Annotated in this window: 15 protein-coding genes; 3 read left to right on the top strand and 12 right to left on the bottom strand. The window is 62.1% G+C overall.

The window, feature by feature from the left end; genetic code table 11:
* Positions 1-18 precede the first annotated feature (18 nt).
* The 4 genes from B3605_RS18765 to B3605_RS18750 all read right to left on the bottom strand — a co-directional run bounded on the left by B3605_RS18765 (position 19) and on the right by B3605_RS18750 (position 4,758).
* Positions 19-252 carry a BolA/IbaG family iron-sulfur metabolism protein gene (locus B3605_RS18765; protein ID WP_018902199.1) on the bottom strand — a complete coding sequence of 78 codons (234 nt, stop codon included), beginning with the start codon at positions 250-252 and terminating at the stop codon, positions 19-21.
* Between the two features lie 20 nt (positions 253-272).
* The gene (gene purL / locus B3605_RS18760; RefSeq protein WP_112941611.1) at positions 273-2,507 is read right to left on the bottom strand and encodes a phosphoribosylformylglycinamidine synthase subunit PurL; all 2,235 of its coding nucleotides are present in this window, start codon (positions 2,505-2,507) and stop codon (positions 273-275) included.
* A 123-nt stretch (positions 2,508-2,630) separates the two neighbouring features.
* The gene (locus B3605_RS18755; protein ID WP_112941899.1) at positions 2,631-3,197 is read right to left on the bottom strand and encodes an acyloxyacyl hydrolase; all 567 of its coding nucleotides are present in this window, start codon (positions 3,195-3,197) and stop codon (positions 2,631-2,633) included.
* A gap of 142 nt (positions 3,198-3,339) precedes the next feature.
* Positions 3,340-4,758, bottom strand: a complete 1,419-nt coding sequence (locus B3605_RS18750; protein ID WP_112941610.1) for a PLP-dependent aminotransferase family protein — start codon at positions 4,756-4,758, stop codon at positions 3,340-3,342.
* An 81-nt stretch (positions 4,759-4,839) separates the two neighbouring features.
* Between B3605_RS18750 and B3605_RS18745 the strand changes: the two genes are divergently transcribed.
* Entirely contained in the window at positions 4,840-5,091 is a 252-nt protein-coding gene (locus tag B3605_RS18745; protein ID WP_112941609.1) for a DUF1127 domain-containing protein, read from the top strand.
* A 23-nt stretch (positions 5,092-5,114) separates the two neighbouring features.
* On the opposite strand, the gene B3605_RS18740 is transcribed toward B3605_RS18745, so the two are convergent.
* From B3605_RS18740 to B3605_RS18710, 7 genes are all read right to left on the bottom strand, one after another.
* Positions 5,115-5,513 (bottom strand): hypothetical protein, encoded by a 399-nt coding sequence (locus B3605_RS18740; protein WP_112941608.1) that lies wholly within the window; start codon positions 5,511-5,513, stop codon positions 5,115-5,117.
* 48 nt (positions 5,514-5,561) lie between these two features.
* A complete protein-coding gene (gene purQ / locus B3605_RS18735; protein ID WP_112941607.1) occupies positions 5,562-6,233 on the bottom strand; it encodes a phosphoribosylformylglycinamidine synthase subunit PurQ in 672 nt (223 codons plus the stop codon).
* On the bottom strand, positions 6,230-6,487 hold the full coding sequence (locus tag B3605_RS18730) for a hypothetical protein (RefSeq protein ID WP_296435497.1): 258 nt from the start codon (positions 6,485-6,487) through the stop codon (positions 6,230-6,232). Before B3605_RS18730 ends, purQ begins: the two co-directional genes overlap by 4 nt.
* Positions 6,488-6,506: 19 nt before the next feature.
* On the bottom strand, positions 6,507-6,749 hold the full coding sequence (purS, locus tag B3605_RS18725; RefSeq protein WP_018902207.1) for a phosphoribosylformylglycinamidine synthase subunit PurS: 243 nt from the start codon (positions 6,747-6,749) through the stop codon (positions 6,507-6,509).
* Between the two features lie 46 nt (positions 6,750-6,795).
* Positions 6,796-7,560, bottom strand: coding sequence for a phosphoribosylaminoimidazolesuccinocarboxamide synthase (gene purC, locus B3605_RS18720; protein WP_018902208.1), 765 nt, complete (start codon positions 7,558-7,560; stop codon positions 6,796-6,798).
* Between the two features lie 229 nt (positions 7,561-7,789).
* The gene (locus tag B3605_RS18715) at positions 7,790-10,027 is read right to left on the bottom strand and encodes a putative bifunctional diguanylate cyclase/phosphodiesterase (RefSeq protein WP_296435496.1); all 2,238 of its coding nucleotides are present in this window, start codon (positions 10,025-10,027) and stop codon (positions 7,790-7,792) included.
* 394 nt (positions 10,028-10,421) lie between these two features.
* Positions 10,422-10,976, bottom strand: coding sequence for an RBBP9/YdeN family alpha/beta hydrolase (locus B3605_RS18710; protein WP_026283685.1), 555 nt, complete (start codon positions 10,974-10,976; stop codon positions 10,422-10,424).
* A gap of 154 nt (positions 10,977-11,130) precedes the next feature.
* Here B3605_RS18710 and B3605_RS18705 point away from each other — a divergent pair, with 154 nt between their 5' ends.
* Together B3605_RS18705 and B3605_RS18700 are read left to right on the top strand one after the other, a co-directional pair.
* On the top strand, positions 11,131-11,934 hold the full coding sequence (locus B3605_RS18705) for a DUF2189 domain-containing protein (RefSeq protein WP_112941604.1): 804 nt from the start codon (positions 11,131-11,133) through the stop codon (positions 11,932-11,934).
* 74 nt (positions 11,935-12,008) lie between these two features.
* Positions 12,009-12,509 (top strand): low affinity iron permease family protein, encoded by a 501-nt coding sequence (locus B3605_RS18700; RefSeq protein ID WP_112941603.1) that lies wholly within the window; start codon positions 12,009-12,011, stop codon positions 12,507-12,509.
* 9 nt (positions 12,510-12,518) lie between these two features.
* On the opposite strand, the gene purB is transcribed toward B3605_RS18700, so the two are convergent.
* Complete coding sequence (gene purB, locus B3605_RS18695; RefSeq protein WP_112941602.1) at positions 12,519-13,826, bottom strand: adenylosuccinate lyase; 1,308 nt, start codon at positions 13,824-13,826, stop codon at positions 12,519-12,521.
* Between the last annotated feature and the right edge of the window lie 87 nt (positions 13,827-13,913).

Raw genomic sequence — 13,913 nt, 5'->3', positions numbered from 1 at the left:
AGGCTATGACGGCAGGCCTTATTCCGGCGCCGAGGTCTGCAGCGCCAGCGCGTGCAGGACGCCGCCCATGTTGCCCTTCAGCGCGTCGTAGACCATCTTGTGCTGCTGCACGCGGCTCTTGCCGCGGAAGGCTTCGGCTACGACTTCGGCGGCGTAGTGATCGCCGTCGCCGGCCAGATCACGGATGACCACCTTTGCGCCGGGGATGCCGGCCTTGATCATGTCTTCGATGTCACCGGGTTTCATGGCCATGGTCGATTACTCCTTGCGCATCATTCCGCGGCAGCGAGCGTGCCGCTGCCATCCATGAATTCAGGGAACCATGATTCATGGGCGTGGCGCAATTGCTGAATCGGCAGCGACAGCAGATCGTCGACGACAAGCGCGTCGCCTTCGACCGTGCCGAGGCGGCGGAACGGAACGCCCGCACCTTCCGCGTTGGCGCAGACGAAGCTGGCGACATCGGCCGGAACGGTCAGAACGTAGCGCGCCTGGTCCTCACCGAAGAGGAGCCCGTGGGTTTCGCCGCGACCTTCGCTGAGGCTGATGTTCAGGCCCTTGCCCGAGGACATCGCCATTTCCGCCAGAGCAAGCGCCAGGCCGCCCGAGGAAATGTCGTGGCAGGCGGTTGCCTGGCCGTTGCGAATGACGGAGCGGACGAAGTTGCCGTTACGGCGTTCGGCGAAGAGATCGACTTCCGGCGGCGGGCCGTCGGTGCTGCCGAGAATATCGCGCAGGTAGATCGAGGAGCCGAGATGGCTGCCGTCGAGGCCGATCATGATGACCTTGTCACCATCGGATGCGCTGCCGATGCGCGCCATCTTCTTCCAGTCACCAAGCAGGCCGACGCCGGCGATGGTGGGGGTCGGGAGGATCGCGACGCCGTTGGTCTCGTTATAGAGCGAGACGTTGCCAGATACGATCGGGAAGTCGAGCGCGCGGCAAGCTTCGCCGATGCCCTTCACGGCCTGCACCAGCTGGCCCATAATCTCGGGCTTTTCCGGGTTGCCGAAGTTGAGGTTGTCGGTCGCCGCCAGCGGCTCGGCGCCGGTCGCGGTGATGTTGCGCCAGCATTCGGCCACAGCCTGCTTGCCGCCCTCGAACGGATCGGCCTCGACATAGCGCGGCGTCACGTCGGAGGAGAAGGCAAGCGCCTTGGTCGGATGCGTGTCGACGCGCACGACGCCGGCATCGCCACCCGGCAGCTGCAGCGAGTTGCCCTGGATCAGCGTGTCATACTGTTCGTAGACCCAGCGGCGGCTGGATTCATTCGGCGAGCCGACGAGCTGGATCAGCGTTTGGCCGTAATCCTCGGGGGCTGCCACCAGATTGGCAGGGAGCGGTGCGCGCTTGTCGGCCTCGCGCCAGGGGCGGTCATATTCCGGTGCCTGATCGCCAAGATCCTTGATCGGCAGGTCGGCGACTTCAACGCCCTGGTGCATGACGCGGAAGCGCAGGTCATCCGTGGTCTTGCCGACGATCGCGAAATCGAGGCCCCACTTGACGAAGATCGCCTTGGCCACTTCTTCCTTGGCGGGCTCGAGAACCATGAGCATGCGCTCCTGGCTTTCCGACAGCATCATCTCGTAAGCGGTCATCTGGTCCTCGCGCACCGGAACGGTGTCGAGGTCGAGCAGGATGCCGAGATCGCCCTTGGCGCCCATTTCGACAGCCGAGCAGGTGAGGCCAGCCGCGCCCATGTCCTGGATGGCGATGACGGCGCCGGTCTGCATCAGCTCAAGGCAGGCTTCGAGCAGGCACTTTTCGGTGAAGGGGTCGCCGACCTGAACGGTCGGGCGCTTCTCTTCGATCGATTCGTCGAATTCGGCCGATGCCATGGTCGCGCCGCCGACGCCATCACGGCCGGTCTTGGCACCGAGATAGACGACGGGCAGGCCGACGCCCTTGGCTTCGGAGAGGAAGATGCCATCGGACTTGGCAAGGCCGGCCGCAAATGCGTTGACCAGGATGTTGCCGTTATAGCGCGCGTCGAACTCGACTTCGCCGCCGACCGTCGGAACGCCGAAGGAATTGCCGTAGCCGCCAACGCCGGAGACGACGCCGGACACGAGATGCTTCGTCTTCGGATGATCAGGGGAGCCGAAACGCAGGGCGTTCATGGCGGCGATCGGGCGGGCGCCCATGGTGAAGACGTCGCGCAGAATGCCGCCGACGCCGGTCGCGGCGCCCTGGTAGGGCTCGATGTAGGACGGGTGGTTGTGGCTCTCCATCTTGAAGACGACGACGTCGCCGTCATCGATATCGACGACACCGGCGTTTTCGCCCGGGCCCTGGATAACGCGCGGCCCCTTGGTCGGCAGCGTGCGGAGCCACTTCTTGGAGGATTTGTAGGAGCAGTGCTCGTTCCACATGGCCGAGAAGATGCCGAGCTCGGTGAAGGTTGGCTCCCTGCCGATCAGATCCAGAATCCGCTGGTATTCGTCCGGCTTCAAGCCGTGGGCGGCGATCAATTCTGGAGTGATCGGGCGGGTATTGGAAATGGTCATGAGCTCTGCGAAGTCCCTGCCGTTGCGCGATTTCGGTGTCTTTAGCCTAAGTGGGTGCGGCGCGCGACAGAAAAAAGCCCGCTGTTCACAGAGAGCGGGCTTCGGAGTTCAATATCGGGAAGTTTAGAACTTGTAGCCGAGCTGGATACCGGCGCGCGTCATACCGTTGTTCGGTCCGTCGCAGAGATTTGCGTGCGAGGAATGGGCGACTTGCGCCATGACATTCCAGTGCGCGTCGAAGCGATAACCGGCGCCGACATATTCGTGGAAGAGGAAGCGACAACCGAGATCGGGACCATCGGCGCTGTTGTCGAGATCGCCATTGTGCCAGACGCCACCGAAACCGGCTTCGGCGAAGACCTTCTCATTGAAATTGACCGTCCAGGCGAGACCGCCAAAGATCTGCGTCGCTTCGCCCGAGGTGCCGATCGAGGTGCCGAGGTTCAGGCGCGGACGCGCCAGCGTCTGCTTCCAGTCCGTTGCCGTATCCTGGCCGAACGGGTCGAAGAAGACCGTGACTTCAGGGAAAACGCCATCTTCGTGGCTGTGGCCGCCCTGTATCGACGCCGAGGCGCCAAAGCGCAATTCGTCGAAGATCTTTTCATCCGCATGGGCCGAGACCGGCAGGAGCGAGATGTTTGCAAGGAGAGCCGCGAGAAGTAATCCGCGACCGGTCGATGCCGATGCCATGCTGTTCATTATCATGCGCCGCCTTTGGTGCCGGCGCAGATCGCCGTCGTCACCCTAATTGGTAGCATGCAAATCGATTCGGTAAAGCAGACAGGCGCTGAAAGCCCTAGATTTTAACGGGTGCGGCTGATCTGCAACAGCTTCAGACCTCGCCGTCGTATCCGGCGCCGCCGCTTTCAAGCAGGCGTCGAACTGTCATCAAACCTGCAACCATTTCCCCTCTATCCTTGGGGGAGGAGAAGCTGATGCGCACGCGGTGATAGACCTTGTCGGTCCGGGCCGCCTTGAACTCGTCTTCGTCGTCGATCAGCACGCCATCGCGGAAGGCGGCGTTCTTGAAGGTGCCGGAGAGCCAGGGATCGGGAAGTTTTAGCCAGATGAACGGCACATGCGGGTGCGAGACAAAGTCGAAGCCCTGCAGCGTCTCGCGCGCCAGTCGCTCGCGCCCTGAAAGCTCCGTGATGCAGGCCTCGCGGATCTCATGCGCCTCGCCGCTTTCGACAAGACGGGCGCAGGCTTCAGCCAGAATGAAGGGCAGGCCGCCGGTGATCATCTTGTGGGTGACCTTGATGCGCTGGGCGAAATGCGGCGGGCAGGCGACCCAGCCGCCACGGATGCCCGCGGCCACCGATTTCGAGAGTCCGCTGATGAGGAAGGTGCGATCGGGCGCCAGCGAGGCCAGCAACGGGTTTTCGTCGCCCGTCATGCCGCCATAGAGATCGTCCTCAATCAGCCAGACCCCATGCCGCCGCGCGATTTCGGCGATCTTGGCGCGCCGCTCATGCGGCATGGTTGATAGCGTCGGGTTGTGGGCCGTCGGCATCAGGAAGGCGAGCTTAGGGTGCTGCTGCGAGCAGAGGCGCTCGAAATCATCGGGAATGACGCCATGCTCGTCGGAATCGACGGTGATGGTGCGCCGGCCAAGGATGCGGGCGCTGCGGCTCACCTGCGTATAGCTGAGGTTCTCGAAGACGATCTTGTCACCGGGCGATGATATGGCCGAGATGACCGCGATGGCGGCCGCGTGCGCGCCGAGCGTGGGCACGATGTTTTCAGTGTCGGGCGCCCAGTCGTTGCGTGACAGCCAACGGCGCCCCGCCTCATACCAGTTCTTCGGGAAGACGCGCGAATAGGAGGAGATTTCGGCAAGCTGCTGCTCGCCGATATCGGCAAGGATGCGGCCGATGGCTTTGCCCTGGCCAAGATCGGGAGCCGCCGTCGTGTCGAAGCGGATCTTTCCTGATGGCGCGTCGATTGTCCTGGTGCCGCCGAGCGCGATCGTCAGCGGATCGGGCTGATTGCCCGGCGCCGTCTCCGCCCGGTCCAGCACGTAAGTCCCGCGTCCAACTTCGCCCGCCACCAGGCCACGCTCGTGCACCAGCGCGTAGGCGCGGCCGATTGTGCCGATTGTCACGCCGATATCATACGCGAGATTGCGCTGCGGCGGCAGCTTGCTGCCTGCGGGCAGTGCACCGCTGGCGATAGCGGATTCGATATTGTCCGCAAGACGCAGATAAACGGGACCGGAACCGCGCGAGAGATCAGGGAGCCAATTTGTCATGATGACAATTTCCTAGATTGTCACCCTCTGTATGTCAAGTCTATCAGGGTGAACGCATACAATCAGCGATCGGATAGTGACATGTCAGTAGTGCCTGACTTCAGGAGAGACAATCGGCTCCACCAGGCGGAACAATTCCGCGATACGCCGAGGTTCAATCGGCACGACGTGTGGGCCACTCTTGGTCGCGTTTGGGGCAAGTTCGCGCTCTGGCAGCAGAAGCGGGCCAGCCGGCGCGTGCTCCGGGATCTCACGGATACGGAGCTCCTCGACATCGGCATCAGCAGGGCCGATGCCGGCAAGGAAGTCGGCAAGTCGTTCTTCTGGGATTGAGGCTTGGTCGCGCTATCGGCGGCTTAGCTGCAGCTCTTGTTGCCGCCGGCCCAGCGCGTGACGTCGCCGGCGATGCGCGGGCGTGCCGGGCTATCCATCATCGGACCAAAGGCGTCGAGCTTGGAAGGGTTGCCTTCCGCCTGGACGACCAGCAACGGCCGGCTTTCCGGGCTGCCCTTGTGGACGACCAGAATGCGCGGGCGGCCGGAGAAGGAGTTGAGCTCCGGCGCCAGCTTGTAGGCGGCAAACGCCGCGTCGCCCGACTTGAACCAGCAATTGTTGGCGGCTACCGCCACGCGTTCCATGGTCGACAGCGCGCTACGGTCCTGGCTGGGCGCCGGTGTCTTGGATTGGCACGACGCAACCAGTGCCGCGGTCGCGGCAATGGCGAGGACATGTGTCAGGGGAAGGTGAGGGCGCATCGATCTTGCTCCAGTGGACCGGATGAATGGCCTCATATCCGTTTAAGGTTAAGCAGCGATTACGTCGAGCGCGGAAGCGAACAACGCCCGGCCGTCGGAGCCGCCGTGGGCTGCTTCGATCAGGTTTTCCGGATGCGGCATCATGCCGAGCACGTTGCCGCCCCCGTTCATGACGGCTGCGATGTCGTTCAGCGAGCCGTTCGGGTTGGTGCCCTCGGCGTAACGGAAGACCACCTGGCCGTTGCCCTCGATCTTCGCCAGCGTCTCGGCGTCGGCGAAGTAGTTGCCGTCGTGATGGGCGACCGGGCAGCGGATGACCTGGCCCTTGGCATAAGCGCGGGTGAAATCCGTCTCGGCATTGGCCACTTCGAGCTTGATCTCGCGGCAGACGAACTTCAGCGAGGAATTGCGCATCAGCGCGCCCGGCAGCAGGCCGGATTCGACCAGGATCTGGAAGCCGTTGCAGACGCCCAGAACCTTCACACCCTTGTTGGCCTTCTCGATGATCGCCTGCATGACTGGCATGCGCGCGGCGATCGCGCCGCAGCGCAGATAGTCGCCATAGGAGAAACCGCCCGGGATGACGATCAGATCGACATCGGGGATATCGGTCTCCGTCTGCCAGATCGTCACCGGCGCCTGGCCGGAGATCTTGGTGAGAGCGGCGATCATGTCACGATCGCGATTGAGGCCCGGAAGCTGAACGACGGCGGATTTCATGGGTGTGGTTCAAACCTTGCTTGTGCTTGTGCGAGTTCTCGAAGTTCGAGACGGTTTTCAATGCGTTCGAGACGTTGGTCGTGACGGTCGAGCACGCTGTAGATGTTGTGGATGTCGTGATGCATGGACACCATCGTTCCGCGCATCGCGTTCATCTCTTCCTTCAATCCGCGCTGGCCGAATTTCAGCTCAGCAATGTCTGCATGCACGCGCTTCAGAAGTTCATACACGAGTTCACTGCTGATTTCAGCCATCGGACAATCTCTGCAACCACTAGTCGAGAGAAATAGTATAGTTCTCGATAACGGTGTTGGCGAGGAGTTTTTCGCACATGGCCTTGATGTCGCCCTCAGCCTTGGCCTTGTCGGTGCCTTCGACTTCGACATCGAATACCTTGCCCTGGCGGACATGGCCGACGCCGTCGAAGCCGAGAGCGCCGAGCGCGCCTTCGATGGCCTTGCCCTGCGGATCGAGAACGCCGTTTTTCAGCGTGACGGTTACACGAGCCTTGATCACTTTGTCTTCCCTGCCTTTTTAGCGAATGTCTTGCTTAGCCGTTGTGTTACTTGACGAGAACCGGACCGGTGCCGCGCACAGGCTCGTTCTCGTTGATGATGCCGAGGCGGCGCGCCACTTCCGAATAGGCTTCGAGAAGGCCACCCATGTCGCGACGGAATCGGTCCTTGTCCATCTTTTCCTGGGTGTCGATGTCCCAGAGACGGCAGCTGTCCGGCGAGATTTCGTCGGCGAGGATGATGCGCATCATGTCGCCTTCATAGAGGCGGCCGCATTCGATCTTGAAGTCGACGAGCTGGATGCCGACGCCCAAGAACAGGCCGGTCATGAAGTCGTTGACGCGGATCGCCAGCGCCATGATGTCGTCGAGCTCAGCAGGATTGGCCCAGCCGAAGGCGGTGATGTGCTCTTCGGAGACCATCGGGTCTTCGAGCGCGTCCGACTTGTAGTAGAACTCGATGATCGAGCGCGGCAGCACCACGCCTTCCTCTATGCCCAGGCGCTTGGCCAGCGAGCCGGCGGCGACATTGCGCACGACGATCTCAAGCGGGATCATCTCGACTTCGCGGATCAACTGCTCGCGCATGTTGAGGCGGCGGATGAAGTGCGTGGGAATGCCGATCTTGTTCAGATGGTTGAAGATGAACTCGCAGATGCGGTTGTTCAGAACGCCCTTGCCATCGATGACTTCGTGCTTCTTCTTGTTGAAGGCGGTGGCGTCGTCCTTGAAGAACTGGATCAGCGTGCCTGGCTCGGGTCCCTCATACAGAATCTTGGCCTTGCCCTCGTAAATACGGCGGCGACGGTTCATTGCGATTGTTCTCTTGTCGTTGGCGCTCTTGGGATTAGCGCGAGTGGATCGATCTCGTGGCGTCCCCATAAAGGAAAAGCGAGGGTTTCACAATCCGCCTGTCACTCCTTCCCCGGATTCCGGTCTTCCGGAGCACCGATGCGAGAATCGAATGTCTAAGAAATCCATTCTACCCCGTTTCCCGGCTTAACAAAACGACCGTAGGTTTATGCCGGGGTTGTGCAGTGTTTTATTTGGCGGCAGTCGCCTTGCTCGGCTTGCGGGGCGTCGGCGTATGGGCGGCCGCGGCCGCCTGGCGCCAGCTGGCAGCGCGTACGAAGGAGGGGATCTGCATTGCCGGCATCGGGCGGGCCAGCGCATAGCCCTGCAGCACGTCGCAGCCGAGGTCGCCCAGGATACGGGCGTGCTCCATGGTCTCGACGCCTTCTGCGGTCACCAGAATGCTCAGGGAGCGACCGATCTCGATGATCGAGCGGACGAGCTTGCGCTGCTCGGACGAGGTCGGCAGCATGCGGATCAGTTCGCGATCGATCTTCAGCGTCTTCGGGCTAAGCCTCAGCAGGCTGACGATCGAGGCGTGGCCGGTGCCGAAGTCGTCGATCTCGATGTCGATGCCGAGGCGGCGGAACTGGCGGAGATTGGCGATGACGGCGTCGTCGCAATCATCGAGCGAAATGGATTCCAGAAGCTCGAACGCAATGGTTCCAGGCACGATCTTCAGCGCGCGCAGCTTCTTGCCGAGCGCCGGGTCGTCAAGTCTCCGCGAGGAGACATTGACCGCGATCTTCGGAATGACGATGCCTTCGCTCTCCCAGGCGGCGCGATCGACCAGCGCCTGCTCGAGAATGACGCCGTCGATTGTCGCCACGACGTTGATGTCCTCGGCGATGTCGAGGAAGCGATCGGGGGCCAGCAGGCCATGTTCGCGGTGTTGCCAGCGGGCGAGCGTCTCGACACCGGTCACGTCGAGTGTGCGGGCATCGAACTGCGGCTGATAGAAGGGCACGAATTCGCGCCGCTCAAGGCCGATCAGGATATCGTCGGCCAATCGCTTGCTGGCGATCACCTGGCGGCGGGCGTCCTTGGAGAAGAATTCGTGCCGGTTCCTGCCGCCGCTCTTGGCGCGATAGAGCGCGATGTCGGCGTTGAGCAGGAGTTGCTTGCCGTCGAGCATCGGGCCGCTGTCGGTGGCGATACCGACGCTGGCGCCGAAGCGGCATTCGTGATGCTCGTAGCGGATCGGACGGCTGAGCTCGCGCACGATGCGCTCGGCCATGTTGGAGATCTTTTTCGGCGTGACATCGAGCGCGCAGAGCACCACGAACTCGTCGCCGCCGATGCGTGCCACGAAATCGCCAGGCCGAACGGTCTCGGTCAGCACTGAGGCTGCGTGCTTCAGCATGGCATCGCCGGCGCGGTGGCCGAGCGTGTCGTTGATCTGCTTGAAGCGATCGAGGTCGATATGCAGCACCGCGAGCGTATCGTCGGTAGTGCTTGCTCTTGTCGAATATTCTTCAAGCTTGCGGTCGAGATAGCGGCGGTTCGGCAGCCCGGTCAAAAAGTCATGGAGGGCGAGATGCTCGATGCTCTCCTTGGCTGCCTCAAGTTCGCGGTTGTGGGCCTCGGCGAGGTCCTTGGCGCGCTGGAGCTCGGCGTTGAGCGCCACTTCCTCGGTCACGTCCCAATTGGCGCCGATCAGCTTGCGGTGGCCGTTACCGTCGATGAAGAAGGCCGCCTTGGCGCGGATAACGCGCTCGGCGCCGTCGCCGCGGATGATCCTGAATTCGTGCTGGAAGCCCGACTGGCGCTCGATGTTCTCCGCCACCGTCGCCTGCACCCTGTCCCGGTCGTCGGGATGCAGCGTTTCGGTCCAGACGTCGCCCTGCGAGGCGCGTGTCGGGTTCGTGATGCCGTAGATCCACAAGAGGCGCGCGTCCCATTCGACGGTGCCGGCATCGAGATCGGATTCGAACACGCCGATCCCCGAAATGTCGAGCGCAAGATCGAGCCGCCGCGACATGTGCGCAAGCCGTTCTTCGGCCTCCTTGCGGGCGGTGATGTCGGTATCAGTGCCGACGAGGCGGGCAGGGGCGCCGTTTTCGTCCCACTCGACGCAGGCGCCACGGCATTCGATCCAGATCCAGTGGCCGTCCCTATGTCGCTCGCGATATTCGAAGACACGAAAATTCGGATCGCCGGCATTCTGCCGGTCGATCGCCTCGATGACGAAGGCGCGGTCGTCGGGATGGATCAGCGCGATCCAGGCATCGTAGTCGCCATCCGCCTCTTCGTCGGGCGCCATGCCGCGCATGGTCTTCCACGTTTCGGAATAATAGCGCGTTCCAGCCTTGAGATTGTGATCCCATACGCCGAGATCCGAGCCGACGAGTGCGTAGTTCCAACGGCTTTCGCGCTCGACCAGCGCGTCGGTCTCGCGATCGGATGCATCCGCTGAAGCGATAATCACATCGCTCTTTGTGGAACCAACCTCTTGATCAGGCCTCTTCTTGGTCAATGCTCGCACTCGCTCGTCTGGCGTGTGTCAATTTGCTTATATTAAATTAAGCCGAGCTTAATATCGGAGCAAACTTATCGCGCTGTCCAGTGCTCCCAAAGTCGTGCTCTCGGTCACATGCATCCGGCGGAGCAATCGCGGCGATGTCATTTGCCACGGCGTCACAACGCCGGCAAAATAGCTGTTCGGTGTTTTCCGCCCTATATGATGGGTATGGAGGAAAAGCCATGGCTCAGGATTGGCCAATGTTCATCATGCAATGCGTCGTGCTCGCCGCGTTCGCGAGCGTGTTTTTCGTGCGCGGCGAGGGCGACTGAGTCTGTCCGCGTGGGAATGCGAGCGCGGCCTAACCCTTCAGACGGCTGAGGAACTGCGCGAAGACCATCGTGCCCTCGGGCCACGGGCCGTGACCGGAATCGGCGTTGATGTGGCCGGACTCTCCCGCATCAACAAGCAATGAGCCCCAGCTAGCGGCGATCTCGTCGGCATGCTCGTAGGTGCCGAAGGGATCGTTGCGGCTCGCGACCGTGACGCTCGGAAACGGCAAGGGCTCGCGCGGGTAGGGGCCGAAGGTCATCAGATGCTTCGGGCGGATATCGGGGTTGGTGACATCGGGCGGCGCCACCAGGAAGGCGCCGGCAACCGGCTTCTCGAATTGCGGGATCGCATGCAGAAGCGACGGCACGCCGAGCGAGTGGGCAACAAGCACCACCGGGCGGGTCGATTTGTTGACTTCCTCTGCAATCCGCGCTGCCCAATCCTCGCGCACGGGCTTGGACCACTCCGCCTGCTCGACGCGGCGCGCGGTACTGAGTTTCGCCTCCCAGCGGCTCTGCCAGTGGTCGGGGCCGGAGTTGGTGTAACCGGGGATGATGAGGATTTCGGCGTCTGAAGCTTTCATGGTGCCGCCGATGTGAGAAGGCGGGGCGATAAAGTCAAGGGAAAGCAGGACAGCTCGGCCAATTTTTGTTATGTTAGCGCATTGCCGGTCGCGTTCGATGTCGGCACCGCCGATGCTTTCGCCGCTGGCCTCAATGGCTGAGGAGGAGAAAGCCATGACGGCATTCCACGTCATGTCCGGCGCGGACGATGTCTATTCGCGCCCGGTCATCAACAAAATTGGCCTTGCCGACGTCTTCGACGCCATCCGGCTCGGGATGATGGATTTCAGGGAAAAACCATCGCATTACGTGTTTCTGTGTCTGATGTATCCGATCGCGGGCATTTTTCTCGCGGTCGCCACGTCGAGCGCCAACCTGCTGCCGATGATCTTTCCGCTGATCGCGGGCTTCGCCCTGATCGGGCCTCTGGCTGCCATCGGTCTCTACGAGATCAGCAGGCGGCGGGAGGTAGGGATGGACAGTTCCTGGCGGCATGCGATGGAAGTGACGCGGTCGCCGGCCTTTCCGTCGATCGTCACCGGCGGGCTGATGCTGTTTGCCTTCTTCGTCGTCTGGCTGGTGGCGGCGCAGACGCTCTATCTCAATGTGTTGAGCGACGTGTTTCCGCGATCGATATCAGCCTTCTTCTCGGAGATCTTCGGCACAACAGAAGGCATGCAGCTGATCATCTGGGGCAATCTGATCGGGTTCGGCTTTGCGCTGATCGTGCTGGCGACCACCGTCGTCACCTTCCCGATCCTGCTCGACCGCGACATCGGCCTCGTGGCCGCCATGGAGACGTCGCTGCGGGCGACGTTCGCCAGTCCGGTTCCAGTCCTGTGCTGGGGGCTGATCGTTGCCGTGTCGCTTGCCGTCGCCACCATCCCGCTCTTCGTCGGGCTGGCGCTGGTGATGCCGATCCTCGGCCATTCGACCTGGCACCTCTATCGCAAGCTGGTGGCGCCGCCGATCGTTTGATCGCCATCTGGTTCACTCAGGAACCCAATGCCTCCCGCGGAGTTTGACTGGTGCAAGCTTTGAGGGAGGCAAACATGGCAGACACGCAGCATATCTTCATGCGCTTTTCGGCGAAGACGTCGGAATGGGCCGGCAAGCCCGTGACCTTCGTCCTTGCATTGATCCTGGTGATCCTCTGGGCCGTGACGGGGCCGTTCTTCGATTATTCCGAGACGTGGCAGCTGGTGATCAACACCGGCACCACGATCATCACGTTCCTCATGGTGTTCGTGCTGCAGAACGCCCAGACGCGCGATACGCGGGCCATCCAGGCGAAGCTCGACGAGTTGATACTGACCAGCCATGCGGAGAACCGGTTCATCGGCATCGAGAACCTCGACGAGGACGACCTGAAGCATCTGGACCGGCTGGTGGCCAAGGCTGCAAAGGGCGGGCAGGCGGAGAAGCAGGCGGCGGCCGATGCCTCGCCGAAATCCACGAAGACGGCAACCGCTATGCGCAAGAAGATCGATGCCGCGCGTTCGCAGAAGGACAAACGAAAAACGGCGCCCCGAAAGGCGCCGCAGAACAGTTGATCAGGTCGATCAGCTGTTGGCGAAGACCCGGTTGAAGATCGTGTCGACATGCTTGGTGTGGTAGCCGAGGTCGAACTTCTCGCGGATTTCCTCTTCCGACAGTGCGGCGCGCACTTCGGCGTCGGCAAGCAGTTCCTCAAGGAAGTCGGCGCCCTTTTCCCAGACCTTCATGGCATTGCGCTGGACCAAACGGTAGCTGTCCTCGCGCGAAACGCCGGCCTGGGTCAGTGCCAGGAGCACGCGCTGGCTCATGACCAGTCCCTTGAACTGGTTCATGTTGCGCAGCATGTTCTCAGGGTAGATCACCAGCTTCTCGATGACGCCGGCCAGACGGTTCAGCGCGAAATCGAGCGTGATCGTCGTGTCTGGGCCGATGGCGCGCTCGACGCTCGAATGGCTGATGTCGCGCTCATGCCATAGAGCAACATTTTCCATCGCCGGGACAACCGACATGCGCACGAGGCGGGCGAGACCCGTCAGGTTTTCAGTGAGCACCGGGTTGCGCTTGTGCGGCATGGCCGACGAGCCCTTCTGGCCAGGGGAGAAGAACTCTTCGGCTTCGAGCACTTCGGTGCGCTGCATGTGGCGGATTTCGATGGCGACGTTTTCGATCGACGAGGCGATGACGCCGAGGGTGGCGAAGAACATCGCGTGGCGGTCGCGCGGGATCACCTGGGTCGAGATCGGCTCGGCGGCAAGGCCGAGCTGTTCGCAGACATATTCCTCGACGCTCGGGTCGATATTGGCAAACGTGCCGACGGCGCCCGAGATCGCGCCGGTCGCGACTTCGGCGCGGGCGGCGACCAGACGATCGCGGTTGCGCTTCATTTCAGCGTAGAAGCGGGCGAAGGTCAGGCCCATCGTGGTCGGCTCGGCGTGGATGCCGTGGCTGCGGCCGATGCGAACCGTGTCCTTGTGCTCGAAGGCGCGGGTCTTCAGCGCCGCAAGAACGCGGTCCATATCGGCAAGCAGAAGGTCGGCTGCGCGCACCAGCTGGATGTTGAATGTGGTGTCCAGCACGTCGGAAGAGGTCATGCCCTGGTGGACGAAGCGGCTGTCGGGGCCGATGAATTCCGCGAGGTGGGTCAGGAAGGCGATGACGTCGTGCTTGGTGACGGCTTCGATCTCGTCGATGCGGGCGACGTCGAATTCGGCGATCGAACCCTTTTCCCAGATGGTGCGCGCGGATTCCTGCGGGATGACGCCGAGGTCGGCGAGCGCGGTGCAGGCATGAGCCTCGATCTCGAACCAGATACGGAACTTGGTTTCGGGCGACCAGATGGCGACCATTTCAGGTCGGGAGTAGCGCGGGATCATGGCTTCCTGCTTTCGTTCGTAAGGAATGTTGGCGTTCTAAAGGGGAATGTTGGCGCCCGTGTAGCAAAGACGCGCGGCAATCTCAAC

This window comes from Rhizobium sp. UBA1881, assembly GCF_002338015.1.
Classification (GTDB): Bacteria; Pseudomonadota; Alphaproteobacteria; order Rhizobiales; family Rhizobiaceae; genus Rhizobium.
The sequence above is the reverse complement of the archived record's forward strand: the minus strand, read 5'-3'. Positions and strand labels throughout refer to the sequence as shown.

Bases quoted from the DNA above. Each gene is read 5' to 3' on its own strand.
- B3605_RS18765 (WP_018902199.1), bottom strand. From the start codon at position 252: ATGGCCATGAAACCCGGTGACATCGAAGACATGATCAAGGCCGGCATC.
- purL (WP_112941611.1), bottom strand. From the start codon at position 2,507: ATGACCATTTCCAATACCCGCCCGATCACTCCAGAATTGATCGCCGCC.
- B3605_RS18755 (WP_112941899.1), bottom strand. From the start codon at position 3,197: ATGGCATCGGCATCGACCGGTCGCGGATTACTTCTCGCGGCTCTCCTT.
- B3605_RS18750 (WP_112941610.1), bottom strand. From the start codon at position 4,758: ATGACAAATTGGCTCCCTGATCTCTCGCGCGGTTCCGGTCCCGTTTAT.
- B3605_RS18745 (WP_112941609.1), top strand. From the start codon at position 4,840: ATGTCAGTAGTGCCTGACTTCAGGAGAGACAATCGGCTCCACCAGGCG.
- B3605_RS18740 (WP_112941608.1), bottom strand. From the start codon at position 5,513: ATGCGCCCTCACCTTCCCCTGACACATGTCCTCGCCATTGCCGCGACC.
- purQ (WP_112941607.1), bottom strand. From the start codon at position 6,233: ATGAAATCCGCCGTCGTTCAGCTTCCGGGCCTCAATCGCGATCGTGAC.
- B3605_RS18730 (WP_296435497.1), bottom strand. From the start codon at position 6,487: ATGGCTGAAATCAGCAGTGAACTCGTGTATGAACTTCTGAAGCGCGTG.
- purC (WP_018902208.1), bottom strand. From the start codon at position 7,560: ATGAACCGTCGCCGCCGTATTTACGAGGGCAAGGCCAAGATTCTGTAT.
- B3605_RS18710 (WP_026283685.1), bottom strand. From the start codon at position 10,976: ATGAAAGCTTCAGACGCCGAAATCCTCATCATCCCCGGTTACACCAAC.
- B3605_RS18705 (WP_112941604.1), top strand. From the start codon at position 11,131: ATGACGGCATTCCACGTCATGTCCGGCGCGGACGATGTCTATTCGCGC.
- B3605_RS18700 (WP_112941603.1), top strand. From the start codon at position 12,009: ATGGCAGACACGCAGCATATCTTCATGCGCTTTTCGGCGAAGACGTCG.
- purB (WP_112941602.1), bottom strand. From the start codon at position 13,826: ATGATCCCGCGCTACTCCCGACCTGAAATGGTCGCCATCTGGTCGCCC.